Below are 22,484 nucleotides of genomic sequence, written 5' to 3' on the forward strand. Positions count from 1 at the left end.
TTGCCACTTTCGGCCCGTCGTGGGCGCCCCGCACGGGCCGAAACTGGCAACACGACCCGTCTCCGTGCCCGACTGCCCTGCGAGTTGCCACGAATGCCCCGTTCCAGCGCTCGCGCACGGGGCATTCGTGGCAATTCGCAGGGTGGGGTGGGGGATGCGGCGGGCTGGGGCATCCGTCTCTCGGCGTGTCATGTGGTTGACGGCCGCCCGCGAACCCCCCTAGTGTTAGCGCAAACATGTTTACGTAAACATCGTCCGCGGCGTCGCGGGGAAGGAACCTCGATGAAGAGATTCGGCAGAGCAGGGAGAACGGTCGCGCAAGCGGCCGTCACTGCTGTAGCGGCTGCGGCGATCGGAGCGGGAGCCTTCGCGGCACCGGCTCAGGCCGCCCCGGTGAACACGGTCACCGTCACACCCAACCCCTGGTACGCGAGCGAGTCGTTCCAGGGCTGGGGCACGAGCCTCGTCTGGTTCGCGAACGCGACCGGCGGATACCCCGCCGAGCTCCGCGAAGAGCTGTACCAGGCGGTCTTCGGCGATGAGGGTCTCGACCTGAACATCGCCCGCTACAACATCGGCGGCGGCAACGCCTCCGACGTGACCGACTACCTCCGTGCCGGCGGTGCAGTCGAGGGCTGGTGGGCCGCCGACCCGAACGGTGAAGCCGGAACCTACGACGGCGTCTCGACGAAGTACGCCGACCGCAACGCTCTCCTCGCCGCGTGGGACCCGTCCGATGAGTCGCACTACGACTGGTCGGCCGACGAGACCCAGCGCTGGTGGATCGAGCGCCTCGTCGAGGACGAGCGCATCACCCACTGGGAGGCCTTCGCCAACTCGGCCCCCTACTTCATGACCGAGAGCGGCTACGTCTCGGGTGGGTTCAACGCGTCATCCGAGCAGTTGAAGCCCGCCGCCGACCAGAAGTTCGTCGAGTACCTGACGCGCGTCACCGAGCACATCGAGGACGAGTACGGCATCGACTTCACGACGATCGACCCGTTCAACGAGCCGAACACGAACTACTGGGGCACGACGCTCCAGAACGGCAAGCCCGTCGGCGGACGCCAGGAGGGCATGCACGTCGGCCCCGTGCGTCAGACGCAGATCGTCGACGCGCTCTACGCCGAGCTGCAGAAGCCGGGCACCACGACCGACGCGGTCATCGCCGCGATGGACGAGACGAACCCCGGCACCTTCGTCACGAACTGGAACGCGTACAGCCCCGCGCAGCGCGCCAAGGTCGAGCAGATGAACGTGCACACCTACGGCACGAGCGGCCGCCTCAACGTGCGCGACCTCGCGAAGCAGGCCGACACGAACCTCTGGATGAGCGAGATCGAGGGCAGCTGGGTCAACGGCTGGAACCCGAACTCGATGCTCAACGGTCTCGGCATCGCGTCGCGCATCAACGACGACCTCCGCGAGCTCGAGCCCGGCGCCTGGGTGCTGTGGCAGCCCGTCGAGGACCTCTACAACATGCAGCCGCAGGGCGAGAACCTCAACTGGGGTTCGGTCTTCATCGACCTCGACTGCAAGCCGTACACCGAGGGCGGCGCGACCGTCTGGAAGTCCGAGCGTCGCGTGAACGCGGCGGGCGGCAACTCGGCGTCGGTCGAGGAGTGCACCGTCGAGGTCAACTCGAAGTACAACACCCTCCGCAACTACACGCACTTCATCCGTCCGGGCGACCACATCGTGCCGACGACGAGCACGGCGACGACCGCCGCTCTCGGCGCCGACGGCCGCACCGCGACCCTCGTGCACAGCAACGCGGCGACGACCGAGCAGCAGGTCGTCATCGACCTGTCGAAGTTCGGTGCGATCGAGGCGGGGGCGGATGTCACGGCCTACGTCACCACTCAGGCCGACTCCGTCGATGACCCGTCGGGCAACGCCCTCGTCGAGCAGGCGCCCGTCGCCGTCGACGTCGCCGCGAAGACCGCCACGGTCACGGTTCCCGCTCAGTCGGTGACGACCCTCGTCGTCGACGGCGTTTCGGGTGTCGCCGACTCCGCAGCAGCTGTCGTCGACGGTCACTCGTACCAGCTCATCGGAACGCAGAGCAGCAAGGCGCTCACGTCGGGCACGTCGAACGTGACGATCACCACGGCGTCGACGACGGCCGGTCTCGCCGAGCGTCAGGCGTGGACCTTCCACGAGCTGCCCGCGGGCGAGCAGTCGGCGACGAAGAAGTACGTCGTGACCGACTCCACCGGTCGTGCGCTCTCGGCGTCGAGCAGCGGCATCAGCTACTCGAACGTCTCGGTCGAGCAGGCGGCCCAGTCGCCGTCATCCGTCTGGATCCTCAACACGACCGACGGTGCGCGCTACACGCTCGTGAACTCCTCGACCGCGACGTCGCTCGACGTCAACGGACAGGGCACGGCCGACGGCACGACGGTCGGTGTGTGGTCGTCGAACGGCGGATCGAACCAGTCGTGGACCTTCCGCGACCTGACCGCGCTGCCGGTCGACCTCGCCGTGCGCACGGTTCCGGGCGTCGCTCCCGTCCTTCCCGAGACGGTCGCGCCGCGGTACGCCTGGGGCGCTGCTGGGGCAGTGCCCGTGGCGTGGGCGGATGTCGCGGAAGACGGCTGGCAGCAGGCGGGATCCTTCACCGTCGCCGGCACCGCAACGGATGTCTACGGCCAGGAGTTCACCGTGACGGCGACCGTCGAGGTCGCGGGTCTCACGGCGACCGACCCGGTGTCGATCACGCTGTACCAGGGTGCTTCGCTCGCCATCGCGACGGCCTCGGCTCCGGCCACGGTTCCCGCTCGTGCGGGTGCGTCCTCGCTGAGCTTCGACGTGCCGGTGACGTGGGACTGGAGCGGCCTCGCCGACTCCGACCTCGCCGAACTGGGTGTCGTGACGGTGCCGGGAACGGCGACCGCCGATGGCGCCGAACTGGCTGCCGAACTGTCGATCATCGTGACCGAGGCGACCGTCGAGAACATCGCGACGCGTTCGACGACCACGGCGACGGCGACCTCGTCCGAGTCGGGCTTCGGCGTCGACCGCACCCGCAACGGCGACCGGTTCGACAAGGGATGGTCGAACTGGGTCTCGTCGAACAAGCCGGCCCAGTCGACTCTCACGTACTCGTTCCCGGCGTCGGACATCGCGGGCTCTGCGATCTACTTCTTCGCGGACGGCAACACGACGAGCTGGGCTCAGTCGCTGCGTTTCGAGTACCGTGACGCGGTGACCGGCCAGTGGGTCACGGCCCCGGGCTACGAGAACGACGTCGCCGTGCCGGTTCCGTCGGCGGGTGCTCCCGTCGTCGAGGCCAGCTGGCCCGCCGTTCGTGCGACGGGGCTCCGCACGGTGCTGAACGCGTACGCGAACACGCACCAGGTCGTCTCCGAGGTCGAGATCTACGGCGTGACCGCGTCGGCGTCGAACGTCGACTCGCTGCAGTCGCTGCGCGTCAACGGCGAGCCGATCGCGCTCGAGGCCGATGTTCTCGACTACGAGACCTCGGTCGTGGGTTCGGCCTACCCGACGATCTCGGCGTTCGCGACCGACACGGCCGCCCGCGTCTCGATCGAGCAGGCGAGCGACGAGAACGGAGGCGTCGCGACGATCACCGTCACGGCCGCTGCCGGCTCGGAGCGCACCTACACGGTGACCGTCTCGCGCGGCATCGCCATCGCCTCGGCGGACTTCACGGGCAAGCCGACCGTCGATGCGCCGGTGAGCGTCGTGGTCGTCACCGACCCGACCGAGACCGAGCTGTCGTACGTCTGGTCGCTCGACGGCGAGACGCTGACGGATGTCACGGGCGACTCCTACACCCCGACGGCCGATGACGAGGGCAAGTCGCTCGCTGTCGCCGTCACGGCGACCGCCGACGGATTCACCGAGGCATCGACGACGGTCTCGTCGGTCGTGCTGGCGAAGCCGGTCGAGCCCGGTGAGCCCGGTGAGCCTGGCGAGCCCGGAGAACCCGGCGAACCCGGAGAGCCTGGAGAGCCTGGTGAGCCTGGTGAGCCTGGTGAACCCGGTGAACCCGGCGAGCCCGGTCTGCCCGGCACCGGCGACCTCGCTGTCGTGCTCGGCTCGACGAGCGTCGTCGCGGGTGGCACGCTCTCGGTGAAGGCCGACGGTTTCACGGCCAACGGTTCGACGCGCATCGAGCTGCACTCCGAGCCGATCGTGCTCGCGATGCCCACGGCGAACGCCGAAGGCTCGCTGAGCTCGACCGTGACGATCCCGGCCTCGACGCCGGCCGGCACGCACACGATCGTCGTCGTCGACGTCGCGACGGGAGCCTCGGCTTCGGCCGAGATCACCGTCACCGCGGCCTCGCCCGGCGCCGGTCTCGCGGGCACCGGCTTCGCGGGAGCAGGAGCAGCCGGCCTCGCCGTGCTCCTCGCCCTCGGTGGCCTCGGGCTCGTGATCGCTCGCAGCCGTCGTCGCATCGAAGGCTGAATGACCCTGCGGGGTCGGGCGTTCGCCGCCCGGCCCCGCAGCACCACGTGTCATCCGGTTCGGGTTGGGGCCCGACCGTTGTGACGGACACCCCGCCGACACGCCGCTCACCCGGCATCCGTCGGCGGGGTGTCGTGCTTTCTTCCGCCATAACGGCAGCGCAGGGCGCCGCGTAGGCTCGTCTCGTGACCGAAGCGGATGACGGCAGCGAGGCCCGCGCCCACAGTGATGCGGTCGCTGCTGCACGCGCGAGCATCGCCCGCGCCGTCGCCGAACTCTCGGCGGCGGGTGCCCGCGATGAGGCGCTCGGCGAGCTGCTGCCCGAGCGTCGCGTGCTCGGCATCACGCGGCCGCCGCGCATGCGTGCACTCGGTCGGGTGTGGCGCCTCGGTGTGCTGCTGCTCGCCGTCGACGGAACGCTCTACGAAGCGGGTGCAGTGACGCGCGCAGTCATGCCGAAGCGCATCAACGTGCCGTCGCTCTCGGCCGAGCAGCGCCGCGCCCTGAGCGCGGCCGCTGCACGCGGGCCGTTCGCCGAGGGCGAGTCGGTCGACTTCGACGCCGTACCGATCGACCTCGGTGAGCTCGCCACGAGCGGCACGGCCGGTCCGCTCACGGTCGAGGCGTCGGCCGTGATGGTGCGCTGGAGCGCGTCGTCCGCTCTCGTGCCGCTCGAGGCGTACCTCGCCGACCGCGTCGACCTGCTCGCGCACCCGCCCGGCGGCGCGTGAGCTCAGTCGGTCGTCGCGACCGGTCGGTCGGGGTGGTTCGACCACTGGCTCCACGAGCCCGGGTAGAGGGTCGCGTCGAAACCGGCGATGGCGAGCGCGGCGATCTGGTGCGCCGCGGTGACGCCCGAGCCGCAGTAGACCGCGACCGGGGTGTCGTCGGTCACGCCGAGGGCTTCGAACTCCGCGCGCAGGTCGTCGGCGGCCTTGAAGCCGCCGCCCGAGACGAGGTTGGCGCCCGTCGGGCGGTTGACCGCTCCGGGGATGTGACCGGCTCGCGGATCGATCGGCTCGACCTCTCCGCGGTAGCGTTCGCCCGCGCGAGCGTCGATGAGGACGCCGGTCTCGGGGAACACCGCAGCGCCGTCGATGTCGACGGTCGGCAGCCCGCCCGATCGGAGCACGACGTCTCCCTCGACGGGTTCGACGGCGCCCTCCTCGAGCGGAAGCCCCGCGGCACGCCACGCGCGCAAGCCGCCGTCGAGGATGCGGACGTCGGCGACGCCCGCGGCGCGCAGCAGCCACCACGCGCGGGCGGCCGACATGGCGTTGAGGTCGTCCGTCACGACGACGGAGTTGCCCTGCGAGACGCCCCAGCGACGGGCCGCCGCCTGCAGGTGCTCGGTCGACGGCAGCGGATGACGTCCGTCGGTCGGCTCTCCGTGCTCGGCGAGCTCGCCGTCGAGGTCGACGTATACCGCGCCGGGAATGTGGCCGGCGGCGTGGTCGTCACGACCGTCGGGCTTGTCGAGTCGCCAGCGCACATCGAGCACGACGGGAGCGTCGTCGCTGCCGATCGCCGCGGCGAGGGCGTCGGGGGAGATGAGGATCTCAGCGGTGCGGTCGGTGCTCATGGCGGTGCCTCTCTCGCGTGGGCGGGGACTTGCGACGATAGTCGACGCCACCGTCATCGCCGCCCACGGCCGTAACAGAGCGCTCGATAGGCTGGGGCTGCGACCGACCGCCCGGGGATGACGGCCGGAGACGCACCGCGCGCAGCAGGGGGAACATCATCGACGACATCCGATCACTGCCCGAATTCGCTGCCGCCCAGGGCTGGTCGTATGCCGCGACCACCGAGCTGCCCGCCCGCGAGGGCATGTGGGAGAAGGTCGCACACGGCGTCGTGCGCGATCGGGTGAGCGGCATCGGCTGGGAGGCCGGCCGCATCACGGGCGGAGATCGTCGCGTCGAGACGGTCGAACAGCGGGGTCGCGTGACCGTGACCAAGCGCGTGAGCATCAGCACACCTCAGCGGAGCGTCAACCTCGGCTATCTGGCGATCACGCTCCCGCGCCGCCTGCCGCACATGGTGCTCGATGGGCGGTCGAACGGCCGCGGCATGCTCGTGCGCCCAAGACGAGACCAACGACTCGACCTCGAGGGCGACTTCAACTCGCACTTCCGGCTCTTCGTGCCGAAGGGCTACGAGCGCGACGCGCTCTACGTGTTCACCCCCGACCTCATGGCGCTGCTCATCGACGAGACCGGCGACATGGATGTCGAGGTGCGCGACGATCGCCTCATCGTCTTCCGCCCCGGCGGCTTCGACCTGTCGAATCCCGCGACGTGGCAGCGGTTCGAGCGCATTCGCGAGACGCTCGGCGCGAAGGCCCTGACCCGCACCGATCGGTACGTCGACGAACGGGCGGCGCAGCCGCTCGGCTCGGTCGCGGCGCCGGGCGACGTGGGAGCGGACGGAGCACGCCTCAAGACCCGTCTGCCGTGGGGCGTCTGGCTCGGCATCGGCATCGCCGCGGGAGCGCTCGTCTTCGCGGGAACGATCGTTACCGTCGTCCTCACGGCCATCGGCACGCGCTGAGCGAGCCGACATCGAGCGTCGTCGGCTCCGTCGTCGACCTCGTCGGGAGCACGCGATAGCACGCTTCAATGACCTGGCTCGGAGCCGATTGCCAGGAAAGCGGTTCACCCCCGTTCGGGGGTAATCGTGCAACCGCTCTCATCCCTCTCCTGCTGCGCTCCGAGCCGAGCATGCGGCGATGAACGACGCATCGACGACCCGCATCGCCTGATCTGCAAGCGCTTGCGACGCTCGCTCGACGCGCCTACCGTGGCCCTCGATCGACGGCTGGCGCCCATGGCGCCGCCCGGATCGTGCATTCATCGACGCGAAGGAGCGCCCCATGACCACCGCACATTCCGCCGACACGGCGACCATCGACACCACTCCCGCCGAGCGACCTCCGCGGCGGCGCTTCCTTGCCGGGTGCGCGGCACTCGCCGCCGGCATCCTCGTCGCCGCAGCCGCGACGACCGCGCCCGCCACCCCGGCGCACGCCGCGGCGCCCGGCCCGAAGGACACGATCGCCGTGCTCTTCTCGTACACCTGGAACGCGATCGCCGACGAGTGCACGAACACGCTCGGTCCCGCCGGATACGGTTTCGTTCAGACCTCGCCACCGCAGGAGCACGTGCAGGGCCCGCAGTGGTGGACCTACTACCAGCCGGTGAGCTACGACCTCGAGAGCCGCATGGGCACCGAGGCCGAGTTCGCGAGCATGGTCGAGACGTGCCGGCAGGCCGGAGTCGGCGTCATCGTCGATGCCGTCATCAACCACATGTCGGGCCAGTCGGCCGGCGGTGTCGGGTGGGCGGGAACCTCGTTCGGCCACTACGACTACCCGGGACTCTACGGCTCGAACGACTTCCACGACTGCCGGAAGGACATCACGAACTACCAGGATCGCGGCGACGTGCAGAACTGCAACCTCGTGAACCTCGCCGACCTCGACACGGGCTCCGATTACGTTCAAGGCCAGATCGCCGGATACCTCAACACGCTCATCGGGCTCGGCGTCGCCGGGTTCCGCTTCGATGCGGTGAAGCACATCTCGTCGGAGGACATGTCGGGCATCCTCTCGAAGGTCGAGAACCGTGACTCCCTCTACATCGTGCAGGAGGTCATCCGCGCGAACGAGCCGATCCAGCCCGAGGAGTACCTCGCCTACGGCGACATCCACGAGTTCTCGTTCGCCCGCACCCTCAAGGATCGCTTCGGCTCCGGCGACATCGCCGGTCTCGTCGAGGGCGGCGGCATCGGTGCCGGATGGAATGGGTTCCTCGACAACTCGCACGCCGCGGTCTTCGTCGACAACCATGACACCGAGCGCAACGGCGAGACGCTGAGCTACAAGGACGGCGCGCGCTACGACCTCGCCCAGATCTTCACACTCGCATGGAACTACGGATCGCCCTCGGTTCACTCCGGCTACGAGTTCGGCGGCAAGGACGAAGGCCCCGTGACCGATGGATCGGGCCGCGTCGTCGACCCCGTTCAGGGCCAGGGCAACTGGACCTTCACGCACGCGAAGCGCGACATCGCCAACATGGTCGGCTTCCGCGTCGAGACGTACGGCACCGAGATCACCGACGCCTGGACGAACGGGGGCAGTGCCATCGCCTTCGGACGCGGAGACGCCGGCTTCGTCGCGATCAACACCGGCGGCGAGTTCACCGAGACCTTCTCGACGAGCCTCCCCGACGGCGAGTACGTCAACGTCATCACCGGTGAGAACGCCGGCGGCGCGTGGACGGGCGACACCGTGACCGTCTCCGGTGGTCAGGTCACGCTGACCGTGCCGAGCGAGGGTGCTGTCGCCCTGCACGTCGGCGCGCTCGCCGGCTGAGTTCGGCACGGCCGCATCCGGCACGAGAACCACGGATGCCGCGGGTGATGTCTCCCCGCGGCATCCGTTCTCGTCTGAGAGCACTGATAGCATTGCTGTCAGGTGGTGATGATGGCGACAATCACGGTTCGCGGGCTCGACGAGGTCACGAAGGCGCGGCTGCGTGTCCGTGCTGCCGAGAACGGCCGATCGACGGAGGCCGAAGTGCGTGCGATCCTCGACGCCGCCGTGGCGTCCGACTCCGGCAGGAATGCGCTCGGAAGCAGACTCGAAGCCATACTCGGCGGCCTCGAACCGCTCGAGATCCCCGCGCGCGCCGAGCGTCCGCGCAGCGCTGACCTCGCATGATCGTCCTCGACACGAACGTGATCTCCGAGTTCCTCCGGCCGGAACCCTCGCGGGCGGTTCGCGAGTGGCTCGACGCGCAGACGGCGATCGATGTGACGACGACGGCCATCACGGTGGCGGAGCTCCGGCTCGGAGTGATGCGACTCCCCGACGGAGCGCGGCGCCGCGAGATCCGACGCGGAGTCGATCAGGCCCTCGACCTCTTCCGCGGTCGCATCCTTCCCTTCGACGAGCGAGCCGCGACGACTTACGCCGACGTCGTGACGACGCGCGATGCGCGAGGCCGCCCGATCTCCGGGGCGGATGCGCAGATCGCAGCGATCGCACACTCTCAGCGCGGCGTTCTCGCGACCCGCAACACGCGCGACTTCGAGCACCTCGATCTCGAGCTCATCGACCCCTGGACGGTCGCGCAGCCCTGACCCGGCTACTCCCGGCGTTCGTGTCGCCGGGGCTTCAGTCTCGCCGGAGCATCGTGGGCCTCGACGAACTCGCACGTGAACGAGCCGGTGTAGCCGAAGAGGAAGCCGAAGCGCCGGTTGGTCACCTCGAGGCGCACGCGGAAACACTCGGCCTCGTCGTCGTACCACTCGCGCAGATCGGCGTACCCGCTGAACAGCATCGGGAAGCGGAAGGCGAGCGGCCCCGCGTAGAAGCGCTGCGCCTCCGAGCGCAGCAGCAGCGAACCGTCATCCCCGACCCGCAGGTCGAGGTCGACGGCGAGATGCTGATGGGTGCCGAGGTAGTCGAGCACGCCCCCCTCGGCGAGCACCATGGTCGCGTCGAATCGGCTCGGTCGTCGCCCGACTTGGTACTCGCGCACGAACGTGACCGTCTCGCGACCGAACGGGTCCCGGTAGGGATAGTTCTCGATGCGGAACGGCACGTCCTGACCGACATCCGGAACGAGGATGTTGCGCAACCGCCCGAACTGCAGGAACGGCACCGTCCACCACGGCCCGCGCCGCACGCTCGCCATCGTTCCTCTGCCGATGCACGCGTAGCCCGAGTCGAGGCCGACACCGAATCGCTTCTGCATCATCGGGTGCAGGCGCGCGAAGTCGTCGCCGAGGGCCGTCGCGAAGATCGAGGTCACGGTGCCGCCAATCGGTCGAGCGTCGCCGGCGCGTCATCCATCGCCCGGCCCCGCCTCGGGGCGCGTCGGGTGCGCGCGGCGCGGGGTCGATCGGCCCGCCAGAACGCGACGACGGATGACAGCGGCGAGCGTTCCGGTTCGGCCCCGGTCTCGGCCCAGATGCGCAGGCGGTCGAAACTCCACGCCGTCATCCAGCCGATGAGTCGTCGCACGACGAGGGCGTCGGCGAACCGGCCCCACCCTGGGGTGTAGTCGAAGCCGGTGATGAAGCGCGTGCCCGACTCCGTCGGAACGTAGCGCCAGTACCCGCGGCCGTCGCCGAGCGGAGACAGCCGGTCGCGCGTCGTGAACCGCAGCGCCGAGGTGCGGGTGCCGTCGGGGCGGACGCGTTCGCCGAGCGACGTTCCCGTGCCGCGGAGCGTGTGGCCCGGCATCCGCCGTTCGTAGTCGAAGCGGTACCCGCCGCCGTCGAGCTCGCCGCTCGGGGCGATGCGCGAGAAGCGGAGGTCCCACCGGGTGTGCAGGTCAGGGGTCTGCGTGAGCTCCCAGACGCGATCGATGTCGGCGGCGATCTCGATCTCGACATAGATGGCGCGGGTCATCCCTCAAGCTTGCCCCGATTCGGAGCCGCCCGGGTGCCGAACCCTGCGAGTTGCCACGAATGCCCCGTCGCGGGCGCCCCGCACGGTGCGTTCGCGGCAACTCGCGGGGTGGAGAGTCAGGCGAGTGAGACGCTCACCGGCACGGGGTTCGCGAACAGATCGAGGACGGGGCAGTGCTCGTCGACCGCGGCGCGCAACTCGTCGTAGCGTTCGGCCGACTCGGGGCCCGTGAGCGAGACGACGAGTCGCACGCCCGAGAAGCCGGCGCGACCCGACTCGTCGATGCCGAAGAGCTTCGTCACGTTGAGGTCGCCCTGTGCCTCGATCGAGATGTCGTCGACGACGATGCCGAGCGCCTGCGCGTACAGACGGTAGACGACGATCTGGCACGAGATGAGGGCGCCGAGCGCGAACTCCACGGGGCTCGCGGCGACGTCGTCACCGGCGAGGGCGGCGGGCTCGTCGACGATGAAACGGTGCTTGCCCGCACGGATCTCGCTCGCGACGGAGCCAGCGCCCCGACCCGTCACTGTGTAGGTGAGGTCGGCGGTGGAGGGGTTCGCGGCGATGCGTTCACCCCAGGCGGCTCCGGCCTCGGTGAGTCGGCGGGCCCGCTCGTCGGCGGTCGAAGCGGGAATGGTGGGAGCGTCAGTAAGGGTCATGCCGAGCACGCTAGCGCCGCCATGCCGAGATCGCACCGGCCCGCGTCATCCGCCGCAATGCACCGTCGCGGTCGACCCCTACGCGAGGTCGTACGCGACGAGTCCGGGGCGACGGGATGCCGCGGAGGCGACCGCACGCACGAGATCGGGGTAGGTCGGCAGGAAGTCGGCGACGGGCGACGAGCTGTTCATGCCGAGGAGGTAACGGTGACGACGGCCCGACTCCTCGACGACCTCGAGGCGCCGCGCGCTGTTCGTGTACGTCGGGGGCGTGAGGCGGATGCTCCGCACCGAGTCGTACGGGAAGGTGTGCTCGTCGACGATGATCGCCGTCGAGCCGACCGTGATGAGGTTCGGCACCCGGCGGTTGATGCGGCTCTGCGAGATGCCGACGACGACGAGACCGACGATGAGGATGAGCGGCACGGCCGACCCCACGACGATCGCGGTGATCGGGTCGCTCTCGATGAGCGCGAACGCGACGAGCGCCGTGACGACGACGGCGGCGACGAGCACCCAGAGCAGGATGGCGCCGCGCTTCCGCAGCTTCGACGAATCAGGACGGAACTGGGTCGACGTGCTGCTGCCCGCGGCGATCCTCGCCTCATCGGCGTCGGTCGGCGCGGTGTCGGTCTCGATCGGGCGGAGGAGCGCGATGAGGGCCGAGAACGTCGCCGCCGAGTACCCGCCGAGCGGAATCCGCGTCTCGCCGCCCTCGTTCGCCGCGATGAGTGTGCGCGTCGCACCCGAGGGGATGCCGTTGGTCGACTGCCGCACGACGTACGAGCCGAATGTCGTCGATGCGCGCGGCCACGTGTGCACGGCCTTCCCGCCCCGGCGCACCTCGACGAGGTCGTCGGTCACGACGACGCGGAGGTATCCGAACCAGAACGCCTGGGCGGCGAAGAACGCCGTCGTCACGGTGATGAGCGCGATCGCGGTCAGCGGACGTGCGTCACCGCGCAGGCGCACGAGATCGTCGAGCAGCGGGAACACGAGCCAGATGATGAGTGCCGCCGACACGAGCGACCCCACGACGAACACGCCGATCCGCCCCGCGATGCTCGGGCCGAACGTGCGTGGCACGACTCAGTACCCGACGACAGGACCGAACGCGTCGGCGAGGGGCGCGCGGTTCACGCCGCGCAGCTCGTCGATCGATACCGTGAACAGGTCCTGCACCTCGAGCGACTCGCTCGCGGCATCCGTGACGCCGATGCGGGCGACCGTGTAGCCGCGTCCGTCGCAGAGGCCACGGAACTTGACGTCGTCCTCGCGGGGAACCGAGACGATGACGCGCCCCTGCGACTCCGAGAAGAGCGCCGTCGTCGCGTCGATGCCGTCGCGCTCGAGCACCTCGCCGAGGAAGACGCGTGCGCCCACGCCGAAGCGCGAGACGCTCTCGGCGAGGGCGGCCGCGAGGCCGCCGTCGGAGAGGTCGTGCGCCGAGTCGATGAGACCCTCGATGGATGCCGCGTGCAGCAGTTCCGCGAGCTTCTTCTCTCCCGCGAGATCGACCGCCGGCGGGCGACCGCCGAGGTGGTCGTGGACGACGCCGGCCCAGGCCGAACCGTCGAGCTCGAGCGCGGTGGTGCCGAGCAGGTAGATGTTGTGTCCGTCGTCCTGCCAGCCCGAGGGCACGCGGCGGGCGACGTCGTCGATGACACCGAGCACGGCGACGACGGGCGTCGGGTGGATCGGCACGTCGCCGGTCTGGTTGTAGAACGACACGTTGCCGCCCGTGACGGGGATCTCGAGCTCGAGGCACGCGTCGGCGAGACCCTCGACGGCCTGGGCGAACTGCCACATGACCTCGGGGTTCTCGGGGCTGCCGAAGTTCAGGCAGTCGGAGACGGCGGCGGGAACCGCACCGGTCGCGGCGACGTTGCGGTACGCCTCGGCGAGGGCGAGCTGCGCGCCGGCCTTGGGGTCGAGCTGGCAGTAGCGGCCGTTCGCGTCGGTCGCGATCGAGACGCCGAGACCCGACTCCTCGTCGACACGGATCATGCCCGCGTCGTCGGGGTACGAGAGCGCCGTGTTGCCGAGCACGTATTTGTCGTACTGGCTCGTCACCCACGAGGCGTCAGCGAGGTTCGGCGAACCGAGCAGTGCGAGGAACTGCGAACGCAGCTCAGCGGCATCCCGGGGGAGAGCTGAGGCCGAGTCGGCCTGCAGTGCGTCGATCCACGCGGGGTAGGCGACGGGGCGGTCGTAGACCGGGCCGTCGACGGCGACGGTGCGCGGGTCGACGTTCACGATCTCCTGGCCGTGCCAGTCGATGACGAGGCGGCCGGTGTCGGTGACCTCGCCGAGCACGCTCGTCTCGACGTCCCACTTGGCGGTGACGGCGAGGAAGCCCTCGAGCTTGTCGGGGTGCACGATCGCCATCATGCGCTCCTGGCTCTCCGACATCAGGATCTCTTCGGCGGTGAGCGACGGGTCGCGCAGCAGCACGTTGTCGAGCGTGATCTTCATGCCGCCGTCGCCGTTGGAGGCGAGCTCCGACGTCGCGCACGAGATGCCGGCCGCGCCGAGGTCTTGGATGCCCTCGACGAGGTCGCCGCGGTAGAGCTCGAGGCAGCACTCGATGAGCACCTTCTCGGCGAACGGGTCGCCGACCTGGACGGCGGGACGCTTCGTGGGGCCGCCCTCGTCGAACGAGTCGGAGGCCAGGATCGATGCTCCGCCGATGCCGTCGCCACCCGTGCGGGCGCCGAAGAGCACGACCTTGTTGCCGACGCCGCGGGCGTTGGCGAGGTGCAGGTCTTCGTGGCGCAGCACGCCGACCGCGAGGGCGTTGACGAGCGGGTTGGCCTGGTAGACCGAGTCGAACCAGGTCTCGCCGCCGATGTTCGGCAGGCCGAGGCAGTTGCCGTAGAACGAGATGCCCGAGACGACGCCGTGCACGACGCGTGCGGTGTCGGGGTCGTCGATGGCGCCGAAGCGCAGCGCGTCCATGACGGCGACGGGGCGGGCGCCCATCGAGATGATGTCGCGCACGATGCCGCCGACGCCGGTCGCGGCGCCCTGGAAGGGCTCGATGTAGCTCGGGTGGTTGTGCGACTCGATCTTGAAGGTCACGGCCCAGCCCTCGCCGACATCGATGACGCCCGCGTTCTCGCCCATGCCGACCATGAGGTTCTTCTTCATGTCGGGCGAGACCTTCTCGCCGAACTGGCGGAGGTAGCGCTTCGACGACTTGTACGAGCAGTGCTCGCTCCACATCACCGAGTACATGGCGAGCTCGCCCGACGTGGGGCGACGGCCGAGGATCTTCTTGATCTGCTCGTACTCGTCGGGCTTCAACCCGAGGGCGCCGTAGGGCTGCTCCTTCTCGGGTGTCGCCTTCGCGTTCTCGACGGTGTCGGGGACGGGTACGGTCTGCGCTGCGGGAGGGGTGGTCACGAATGCTCCAGAGTGGCGACGAGACGAGTGCTCGAGCGGATGCCTGACCCACCGAGTCTACCGGGGCCGGAGACAGTGGATGCCGCGTGCGACGAGCGCACGCGGCATCCTGCCCTACGGGCCGATCAGACGGTGATCGGCTGCGGCTGATCGGTCGAGATCTCGATCTTGCGCGGCTTGGCCTTCTCGCTGACGGGGATCGTCACGCTCAGGACGCCGTTCGTGTAGTTGGCCGAGATCTTCTCCGTGTCGATGCCCTGGCCGAGGCTCAACTGACGGAGGAACGTTCCGGCCTCGCGCTCGCGCGTGAGCCACTTCACCCCGTCTCCTGCGGCGAGCGTGCGCTCGGCGCGGATCGTGAGGAGCTGGCCGTCGACGTCGATGTCGACCGATCCCGGATCGATGCCGGGAAGGTCGGCCGTCAGCACGTAGTGGTCGCCGTCGCGGTAGAGGTCCATGGCAATGCTGCGCGGGCCTCGGCGACCCTCGACGAGAGCGGAGGCGAGGTCACGGAAGGGGTCGTAGGTGCGGGTCATCGTCGGTGTCCTTTCCTGTCGTTATCTCTGAGTGCGTGTAGTTGAGTCGATGTGACTCAACTATGAAGATATTAGCACTCTCGCCGGAGAGTGCCAATCCATCGCGGGGTGCTGGTGAGGAGTCAGTAGTTGGACGAAACGAACGCCCGGAGGCGCATCTACTGACCCCTCACGAGCCGTCCGCGGCACGGAGGCGCGTAGCCTGTATCGGTGAACACTCCGAGCGCCGCTGAGCGCGTGCACGACCTCATCGAGCTCATCCCCGACTTCCCGTCGCCGGGCATCCTCTTCCGCGACCTGACGCCCGTCTTCGCCGACGGCCCGGCCCTCATGGCGCTCGCTGAAGCGCTCGTCGCTCCCTTCGAGGGGCGCTTCGACTACATCGGCGGCCTCGAGGCCCGCGGCTTCCTCCTCGCGGGCGCGGCCTCCGCCGTCTGCGGCAAGGGCGTGCTCACGGTGCGGAAGGCCGGCAAGCTGCCGCGCAACACGATCGGCGAGAGCTACGCGCTCGAGTACGGCGAGGCGCGCCTCGAGGTGCACGCCGGCCAGCTGCCCGCGGGGTCTCGAGTGCTCATCGTCGACGACCTGCTCGCGACGGGCGGCACGGCGGGTGCTGCGGCGCGGCTCGTCGAACGAGCCGGGTGGCACGTCACCGGCATGGCGTTCGCGCTCGAACTCAACGACCTCCCCGGCCGCCAGGTGCTCTCCGACTACGAGGTCTTCAGCCTGCTGAACGCGTAGCCGGGCCGCCCCGTCGTCAGGCCTTGCCGCCGGGCGGGCCGATGACGAGCAGCGCCGAGAACACGACCACGACGCCGACCGCGACGATCGCACCGACGATGACCGGGTGCCGCAGCACGAAGCGCAGCGTCACGTTGACGAACGATCCGTCGCGCGGGTGATCGGTCGCCTCGCGGCGCCATCCGCCGGCGAGACGCCCGGTGCGGTCGGCCCAGATGTCGAACGGGATCGTCGCATACGGGATGACGGCCGAGAACAGACCGACGATGATCGTGCCGATCCTCCAGCGCTGGTTGACGCCCACGAAGACGACCGAGACGGCGTAGACGAGGAACACGAATCCGTGGATCCCGCCGCCGATCGCGACACCCCAGTCGCCGACCTCGGCGATGTACTTGAGGAACATGCCCGTGAGGAGCAGGGTCCACGTGATCGCCTCCGCGATCGCGACAGTACGGAAGAAGATCTGGGGCGTCATGGGGCTCCGGCGGGGTCTCAGGCGTGAGCCTCCAGGCTAACCGTGCGACTGCTGACGAAGCCCTGGGAGTCCGGGGCGGCCGAGGCCCCTACGTGTTCGACCCGCTGCCGTCATCCGTCGTGCCGGTGCCGGTGCCGCCGGTGCCGCCGCGAACGCCGTCGTCGGGGCTGTCGCGGGTGCAGCCGTCGGCCCCGCGGGGAGCGGCGTCGTGGCGTGCTCGGATGTCGTGGTCATCGTTCCTCCTTCGAGGCGTCCGCCTCACGGAACGATGGTCGACGCGCACCCTCTGCGCGACCTATGAACGACCCCTGCGCACCCTCGGTGCGACCCGGAGGTTCGCTGCGCCTACGCCTCGACGAGCGAGCTGCGGATGACGCTCGAGAAGAACCCGAGGCCGTCGACGCCCGAACGCATGGCGACGTCGGTGTCGGGGCCGAAGCCCGGCTCGACCGCGTGCTCGGGGTGCGGCATGAGGCCCACGACGTTTCCGCGCGCGTTCGTCACGCCCGCGATGTCGCGGAGCGACCCGTTCGGGTTCACGCCGACGTAGCGGAAGGCGACGAGGCCCTCGCCCTCGAGTCGATCGAGCGTCTCGGCGGACGCGATGAATCCGCCCTCGCCGTTCTTCAGCGGGATCGTGATCTCCTGGCCGTCGTCGAACGCATTGGTCCAGTCGGTCGACGTGTTCTCGACGCGCAGCACCTGATCGCGGCAGACGAACGAGCCGTGGTCGTTGCGCACGAGGCCACCCTCGACAAGGTGCGCTTCGGCGAGCATCTGGAACCCGTTGCAGATTCCGAGCACGGGAAGGCCCTTGTTCGCGGCATCCACGACCTCGGTCATGATCGGCGACAGGCTCGCGATCGCGCCCGCGCGGAGGTAGTCGCCGTAGCTGAACCCTCCGGGCAGCACGAGGGCGTCGACGCCTTCGAGGTCGTGCGAGCCGTGCCACAGGGCGACGGGCTCGGCGCCGGCGAGACGAACGGCGCGCTGGGCGTCGCGATCGTCGAGCGAGCCCGGGAAGGTGATGACGCCGATGCGCATCAGTGGGTCTCGCCTGCGGCGGTCTCGTAGTGGATGCCCACGACGTCTTCGATGACGGAGTTCGACAGCACCTCGTCGGCGAGCTTCTCGACCTCGGCGCGCACGGCGTCGTCGATCGGTCCGTCGACCGTGAGTTCGAAGCGCTTGCCGATACGCACGCCGCTGATGGCAGTGTGGCCGGTGCGCGCGAGGGCGCCGGCGACGGCCTTCCCCTGCGGGTCGAGCAGTTCGGCCTTGGGCATGACGTCGACCGTGATCGTGGGCACCGAGTTTCTCCGTCCGGTACGGGGCAAGGGGATGACGCCGATTCTACCGGTCACGGGAGCCCGCGCGGTTCGCGCGGGTGCGGCGCCGCCCCGACCGCCTTGCATCCCAGGTATTCCCGGCGTAATATTCCGACCGGAATAACCACACCCTCCCCGTCACGTCGTGAAAGCCGCATGCCCCCTCGTACCATCGCCCCCCTCGCCGTCGCAGCCCTCGCGCTCCTCGCCGAGCGCGCGATGCACCCCTACGAGATGTACCAACTGTTGATCAAGCGCCACGAGGACAAGGTCGTGAAGCTCAGCGCCGGCACGCTCTACCGCGCCATCGAGCGCCTCGATGCCGACGGTCTCATCGTCGCCGAGGGCACCGAGCGCGAGGGCAACCGTCCCGAACGCACGCTCTACGCGATCACCGCCGCGGGTCACGATGCGCTCCGGGCGAGGATCGCCGCGATGCTCGGCGAGCACGTCAACGAGTTCCCGCAGTTCTCCCTCGCGATCGGCGAGGCCCACAATCTGCCGCGCGCCGAGGTCATCGATCTCCTCACCGCGCGACTCCGTTCGCTCGACGAGGTCGTGTCGTACATCGACGCGCACCTTCCGGGCCCCCTCGAGGAGTCCGGCGTCGAACGACGCTGGATCCTCAACGTCGACTACACGCGCACCATGCTCCTCGCCGAAGCGGCGTGGGTCAGGACGACGCGTGACCAGATCTCCTCGGGCGACATCCCGTGGCGTACCGACGGCGACCTGCTCGCCGGAAGAGAGAAGTAACGATGGAGAACGTCACCCGCCCCTGGCCCGCCCTCTGGGCGCTCGTCATCGGCTTCTTCATGATCCTCGTCGACTCGACGATCGTGTCGATCGCGAACCCCGCGATCCTGCGCGACCTCGACACCGACATCACGGCCGTCATCTGGGTGACAAGTGCGTACCTGCTCGCCTACGCCGTGCCGCTGCTCATCACGGGCCGTCTCGGCGACCGTTTCGGCCCGAAGCGCGTGTACCTCGTCGGCCTCGTCATCTTCACGCTCGCGTCGCTGTGGTGCGGCTTCGCCGGTGACATCGGCATGCTCATCGCGGCTCGCGCCGTGCAGGGCCTCGGCGCCGCGCTCATGACGCCGCAGACGATGTCGGTCATCACGCGCATCTTCCCGCCCGACAAGCGCGGCGCGGCGATGGGTCTCTGGGGTGCCGTCGCGGGTGTCGCGACGCTCGTCGGCCCGATCCTCGGCGGACTGCTCGTCGACTCGCTCGGGTGGGAGTGGATCTTCTTCGTGAACGTGCCCGTCGGCATCGTCGCGTTCATCCTCGCGGTGCGTCTCGTGCCGAACCTCACGACGCACGCGCACCGCTTCGACTGGCTCGGCGTCGTGCTGAGCGCCGTCGGCCTCTTCCTCGTGATCTTCGGGATCCAGGAGGGCGAGACGTTCGAATGGGGCACGATCGTCGGCCCGATCTCGGTGTGGGGCCTCATCATCACGGGTCTCGTCGTGCTCGTCGGCTTCGTCGTGTGGCAGCGCTTCAACCGCGCCGAGCCGCTCCTGCCGCTCGGCCTCTTCCGTGACCGTAACTTCGCCCTCTCGAACGCCGCGATCACGGTGCTCGGCCTCGCGATCGTCGCCATGCCGCTCCCGCTCGCGTTCTACTACCAGGTCGGCCGTGGCCTCGAGCCGACCCAGGCGGCCCTCATGCTCGCGCCGATGGCGGTCGTCACCGGTATCGCCTCGCCGCTCGTCGGCAAGCTCGCCGACCGCGTCAACCCGCGCTGGATCGCGTTCACGGGGTTCCTCGTCGTCGCGGCATCCCTCTCGTGGATGGCGACGCTCCTCACGCCCGACTCGCCGTTCTGGCTGCTCCTCATCCCGGCCGCCTTCCTCGGTCTCGGGATGTCGGGGCTCTGGGCGCCGCTCGCGACGACGGCGACCCGCAACCTGCCGCCCGCCCTCGCGGGTGCCGGCTCCGGCGTCTACAACATGACCCGCCAGGTCGGTTCGGTGTTCGGCTCGGCCGCGATCGCCGCGCTCCTCAACTCGCGCCTCGCCGCCGAGCTTCCCGGCTTCGACACGGGTGCCGCCGAGCAGGGCGGGGCGCTCCCGGCCGAAGCCGCCGCGGGCTTCAGCGCCGCGATGGGTCAGTCGCTCATCCTGCCGATCATCGCCTTCGTCGTCGGAGCCCTCGTCGTGCTGTTCTTCGCGAAGCCGAAGCAGACCGTCGCGTGGGGTGCCCCGACGCCCGCGGCTCCGGTCGCCGCCGAGGGGTAGGGCTCAGAGCGCGGTGAGCGTGTCGCGCACGGCGCGCATGCCGAGCCAGACCTCGTCGAAACTCGTCGACAGGGGCGACAGTCCGATGCGCAGCCCGTGCGGGTCGCGGTAGTCGGGGATGACGTCGTCGGCCCAGAGCCGCGCGGTCACCTCGCGCATCGCCGGGTGGCTCAGCGTCACGTGACCACCGCGCTCGGCGGCATCCGTCGGCGACGCGACCTCGACGCCGAGCGGGGCGAGCCACTCGGCCGAGAGGGCGAGCGCGTACTCGGTGAGGGCGATCGACTTCTCGCGGATCGCGGTGATGCCGACCTCCTCGATGAGCGCGATGGTGTCGCGCATGGCGAGCATGCCGACGACCGGCGGAGTACCGCTGATGAATCGACGGATCCCGGCGGCGGGCGTGTACTCGGGACCCATGGCGAACACGTCGGCGGTGCCCATCCAGCCCTGGATCGGCTGGGCCAACGTCTGCTGCAGGTCGCGGCGCACGTAGGCGAATGCGGGGGAGCCCGGGCCGCCGTTGAGGTACTTGTAGGTGCAGCCGACGGCGAGGTCGACGTTCCAGGCATCGAGGTCGACCGGCACGGCGCCGGCCGAGTGGCAGAGGTCCCACAGCACGAGGGCTCCGGCCGCGTGCACGATCTCGGTGATGCGCGGCACGTCGGCGAGGTGGCCCGAACGGTACGCCACCTGGCTCAGCACGACGAGGGCGGTGTCGTCGCCCACCGCGGCCTCGACCTGCTCGGCCGTGACGCCGGCCGACGTGTCGACGTCGATCCAGCGGAGCGTCATGCCGCGCTCGGCCGCGATGCCCTCGAGCACGTAGCGATCGGTCGGGAAGTTGTCGCGGTCGACGACGATCACGCGGCGATCGGGGCCGGCCGCGTCGACGGCCGCGCGGCACAGCTTGTAGAGCAGAACCGTCGTCGAGTCGCCGATGACGGTCTGACCGGCGGCCGCACCGAGGGCTGCGCGGCCCAGGTCGTCGCCGATGACGAACGGCAGCTCCATCCACTGCTCGTCCCAGCCGCGGATGAGGCGCGTGCCCCACTGCTCGCGGAGGAAGAGCTCGATGCGGGTGATGCTCGCACTGAGCGGTCGCCCGAGGGAGTTGCCGTCGAAGTAGGCGAGCGGGGTGCCCGCAGGTGCGTCGAGCGCGGCGCCCGCGCCGTCGGCGCCGAAGAAGCGCGAGCGGTGCGAGGCGAGCGGGTCGGCCGCATCGAGTCGGGCGGCGTGGTCGCGAGAGGTGTCGGTCATCGGATCTCCTCGAGGTCTTCGACGGGCACGACGCAGGAGCGCGCGAGCCACGCGGGCAGATCGGTGGGTGCGGTGGGTCGCGGCCCGGGTACGAACGTGGCGATGCCGTCGTCGGGCTGGGCGGCGGCGGGCCACGGGTCGACGAGGGCGGCGAGGATGCCGCGGGCGCCGAAACCGGCATCCTGGAGCGCCGCGATCTCGACGGCGTTCACGCCGACGGGCAAGTCGCCGTTGCCGAGGTCGGTGCCGTAGACGACGCGGCCGCCCGCCTCGCGGAAGCGGCTCAGATTGTCGAGGGCGGTGTCGCGGCCTGCGCCCTCGTGGATCGCGAGGGTCGAGATCCAGACCTGGCGTGCGGCGGCGCGGGCGATGAGGCTCGACGGCACGTGTTCGGTCCACGGCGTGTGGACGAGGGCGTCGATCTCGGCGTCGAGCGCGAGCCGCGTCATCCCCTCGCCCTCGACGTGGGCGGCGACCGGCAGGTCGTGGATGCGCGCCGCAGCGACGATCGCTCGGAGCGTGTCGAGGTCGAGGACGGGCCCGTCGGAGTTCAGCGTGACCTTGATGACGCTCGCCCCGAAGGCCGCCTGCTCGTCGACCGCGATGCGCGCCGCGTCGGGAAGCGCGTCGGCGGGGGATGACGTCGTGGGCGTGATCTCGCGGGCGGCTCCCTCGGGCAGCCAGGATCGCCCCACGGGGTACCCGCCCGGTGCGGTGAGGAAGGCGCCCGCGTAAGCGACGCGAGCGCGCCCCGCGGACTCCGCGAAGCGGCTGATCGTCGCCGGGTTCGCGCCGAGATCGACGACGCCCGCGATGCCGTGCGCGCCGAGACCCGACGGATCGACGAGCGCGAGGTGCACGTGGTGGTCGATGAACGGCGGCAACCGGGTGCCCGTCTCGCCCGCGTGTTCACCGGCGAGCGAACGACGCACGCTCCGGGCTTCGTCGCCGAGGTCGACCCGATTCACGA

Annotated in this window: 22 protein-coding genes; 9 read left to right on the forward strand and 13 right to left on the reverse strand. The window is 69.9% G+C overall.

Annotation, left to right across the window (positions count from 1 at the left end; translation table 11 throughout):
- The first annotated feature begins 282 nt into the window (after positions 1-282).
- Positions 283-4,437: an RICIN domain-containing protein gene (locus BJ972_RS13700; RefSeq protein WP_164989829.1), complete on the forward strand. Its 4,155-nt coding sequence runs from the start codon at positions 283-285 to the stop codon at positions 4,435-4,437.
- 185 nt (positions 4,438-4,622) lie between these two features.
- Entirely contained in the window at positions 4,623-5,168 is a 546-nt protein-coding gene (locus BJ972_RS13705) for a hypothetical protein (protein WP_129171921.1), read from the forward strand.
- A gap of 2 nt (positions 5,169-5,170) precedes the next feature.
- Here the strand turns inward: BJ972_RS13705 and BJ972_RS13710 are convergent, their stop codons facing one another.
- On the reverse strand, positions 5,171-6,019 hold the full coding sequence (locus tag BJ972_RS13710; RefSeq protein WP_129171919.1) for a sulfurtransferase: 849 nt from the start codon (positions 6,017-6,019) through the stop codon (positions 5,171-5,173).
- Positions 6,020-6,264: 245 nt separating this feature from the next.
- On the opposite strand from BJ972_RS13710, the gene BJ972_RS13715 reads away from it, so the two are divergent.
- The 4 genes from BJ972_RS13715 (at position 6,265) to BJ972_RS13730 (ending at position 9,582) form a co-directional block, all read left to right on the forward strand.
- Positions 6,265-6,987 (forward strand): hypothetical protein, encoded by a 723-nt coding sequence (locus BJ972_RS13715; RefSeq protein ID WP_129171917.1) that lies wholly within the window; start codon positions 6,265-6,267, stop codon positions 6,985-6,987.
- A 322-nt stretch (positions 6,988-7,309) separates the two neighbouring features.
- The gene (locus BJ972_RS13720; RefSeq protein WP_129171915.1) at positions 7,310-8,812 is read left to right on the forward strand and encodes an alpha-amylase; all 1,503 of its coding nucleotides are present in this window, start codon (positions 7,310-7,312) and stop codon (positions 8,810-8,812) included.
- Positions 8,813-8,923: 111 nt separating this feature from the next.
- The gene (locus BJ972_RS13725) at positions 8,924-9,160 is read left to right on the forward strand and encodes a FitA-like ribbon-helix-helix domain-containing protein (protein WP_129171913.1); all 237 of its coding nucleotides are present in this window, start codon (positions 8,924-8,926) and stop codon (positions 9,158-9,160) included.
- The gene (locus BJ972_RS13730; protein ID WP_129171911.1) at positions 9,157-9,582 is read left to right on the forward strand and encodes a type II toxin-antitoxin system VapC family toxin; all 426 of its coding nucleotides are present in this window, start codon (positions 9,157-9,159) and stop codon (positions 9,580-9,582) included. The genes BJ972_RS13725 and BJ972_RS13730 overlap by 4 nt, the downstream gene beginning before the upstream one ends.
- A gap of 5 nt (positions 9,583-9,587) precedes the next feature.
- Here the strand turns inward: BJ972_RS13730 and BJ972_RS13735 are convergent, their stop codons facing one another.
- From BJ972_RS13735 to BJ972_RS13760, 6 genes are all read right to left on the reverse strand, one after another.
- Entirely contained in the window at positions 9,588-10,256 is a 669-nt protein-coding gene (locus BJ972_RS13735) for a DUF4166 domain-containing protein (RefSeq protein ID WP_129171910.1), read from the reverse strand.
- Positions 10,253-10,858 (reverse strand): SRPBCC family protein, encoded by a 606-nt coding sequence (locus BJ972_RS13740; RefSeq protein ID WP_129171908.1) that lies wholly within the window; start codon positions 10,856-10,858, stop codon positions 10,253-10,255. The genes BJ972_RS13735 and BJ972_RS13740 overlap by 4 nt, the downstream gene beginning before the upstream one ends.
- A gap of 116 nt (positions 10,859-10,974) precedes the next feature.
- The gene (locus BJ972_RS13745; RefSeq protein ID WP_129171906.1) at positions 10,975-11,520 is read right to left on the reverse strand and encodes an OsmC family protein; all 546 of its coding nucleotides are present in this window, start codon (positions 11,518-11,520) and stop codon (positions 10,975-10,977) included.
- A gap of 78 nt (positions 11,521-11,598) precedes the next feature.
- Positions 11,599-12,606 carry a hypothetical protein gene (locus BJ972_RS13750; RefSeq protein ID WP_129171904.1) on the reverse strand — a complete coding sequence of 336 codons (1,008 nt, stop codon included), beginning with the start codon at positions 12,604-12,606 and terminating at the stop codon, positions 11,599-11,601.
- 3 nt (positions 12,607-12,609) lie between these two features.
- Entirely contained in the window at positions 12,610-14,925 is a 2,316-nt protein-coding gene (purL, locus tag BJ972_RS13755) for a phosphoribosylformylglycinamidine synthase subunit PurL (protein ID WP_129171902.1), read from the reverse strand.
- Between the two features lie 125 nt (positions 14,926-15,050).
- A complete protein-coding gene (locus BJ972_RS13760) occupies positions 15,051-15,461 on the reverse strand; it encodes an Hsp20/alpha crystallin family protein (protein WP_129171900.1) in 411 nt (136 codons plus the stop codon).
- A gap of 210 nt (positions 15,462-15,671) precedes the next feature.
- On the opposite strand from BJ972_RS13760, the gene BJ972_RS13765 reads away from it, so the two are divergent.
- Positions 15,672-16,202 carry an adenine phosphoribosyltransferase gene (locus BJ972_RS13765; RefSeq protein WP_129171898.1) on the forward strand — a complete coding sequence of 177 codons (531 nt, stop codon included), beginning with the start codon at positions 15,672-15,674 and terminating at the stop codon, positions 16,200-16,202.
- 16 nt (positions 16,203-16,218) lie between these two features.
- On the opposite strand, the gene BJ972_RS13770 is transcribed toward BJ972_RS13765, so the two are convergent.
- From BJ972_RS13770 to purS, 4 genes are all read right to left on the reverse strand, one after another.
- Positions 16,219-16,680, reverse strand: a complete 462-nt coding sequence (locus tag BJ972_RS13770) for a DUF3817 domain-containing protein (RefSeq protein WP_129171896.1) — start codon at positions 16,678-16,680, stop codon at positions 16,219-16,221.
- An 88-nt stretch (positions 16,681-16,768) separates the two neighbouring features.
- The gene (locus BJ972_RS13775) at positions 16,769-16,942 is read right to left on the reverse strand and encodes a hypothetical protein (RefSeq protein WP_164989828.1); all 174 of its coding nucleotides are present in this window, start codon (positions 16,940-16,942) and stop codon (positions 16,769-16,771) included.
- A gap of 83 nt (positions 16,943-17,025) precedes the next feature.
- Entirely contained in the window at positions 17,026-17,724 is a 699-nt protein-coding gene (gene purQ, locus BJ972_RS13780) for a phosphoribosylformylglycinamidine synthase subunit PurQ (RefSeq protein ID WP_129171894.1), read from the reverse strand.
- The gene (purS, locus tag BJ972_RS13785) at positions 17,724-17,990 is read right to left on the reverse strand and encodes a phosphoribosylformylglycinamidine synthase subunit PurS (protein WP_179419951.1); all 267 of its coding nucleotides are present in this window, start codon (positions 17,988-17,990) and stop codon (positions 17,724-17,726) included. The genes purQ and purS overlap by 1 nt, the downstream gene beginning before the upstream one ends.
- 174 nt (positions 17,991-18,164) lie before the next feature.
- Between purS and BJ972_RS13790 the strand changes: the two genes are divergently transcribed.
- Together BJ972_RS13790 and BJ972_RS13795 are read left to right on the forward strand one after the other, a co-directional pair.
- A complete protein-coding gene (locus BJ972_RS13790) occupies positions 18,165-18,764 on the forward strand; it encodes a PadR family transcriptional regulator (protein WP_129171892.1) in 600 nt (199 codons plus the stop codon).
- A gap of 2 nt (positions 18,765-18,766) precedes the next feature.
- The gene (locus BJ972_RS13795) at positions 18,767-20,254 is read left to right on the forward strand and encodes a DHA2 family efflux MFS transporter permease subunit (protein ID WP_129171889.1); all 1,488 of its coding nucleotides are present in this window, start codon (positions 18,767-18,769) and stop codon (positions 20,252-20,254) included.
- A gap of 3 nt (positions 20,255-20,257) precedes the next feature.
- On the opposite strand, the gene BJ972_RS13800 is transcribed toward BJ972_RS13795, so the two are convergent.
- Together BJ972_RS13800 and BJ972_RS13805 are read right to left on the reverse strand one after the other, a co-directional pair.
- The gene (locus tag BJ972_RS13800) at positions 20,258-21,514 is read right to left on the reverse strand and encodes a kynureninase (protein ID WP_129171887.1); all 1,257 of its coding nucleotides are present in this window, start codon (positions 21,512-21,514) and stop codon (positions 20,258-20,260) included.
- Entirely contained in the window at positions 21,511-22,482 is a 972-nt protein-coding gene (locus BJ972_RS13805; protein ID WP_129171885.1) for an amidohydrolase family protein, read from the reverse strand. Before BJ972_RS13805 ends, BJ972_RS13800 begins: the two co-directional genes overlap by 4 nt.
- Between the last annotated feature and the right edge of the window lie 2 nt (positions 22,483-22,484).

Source organism: Agromyces atrinae (assembly GCF_013407835.1).
GTDB lineage: Bacteria > Actinomycetota > Actinomycetes > Actinomycetales > Microbacteriaceae > Agromyces > Agromyces atrinae.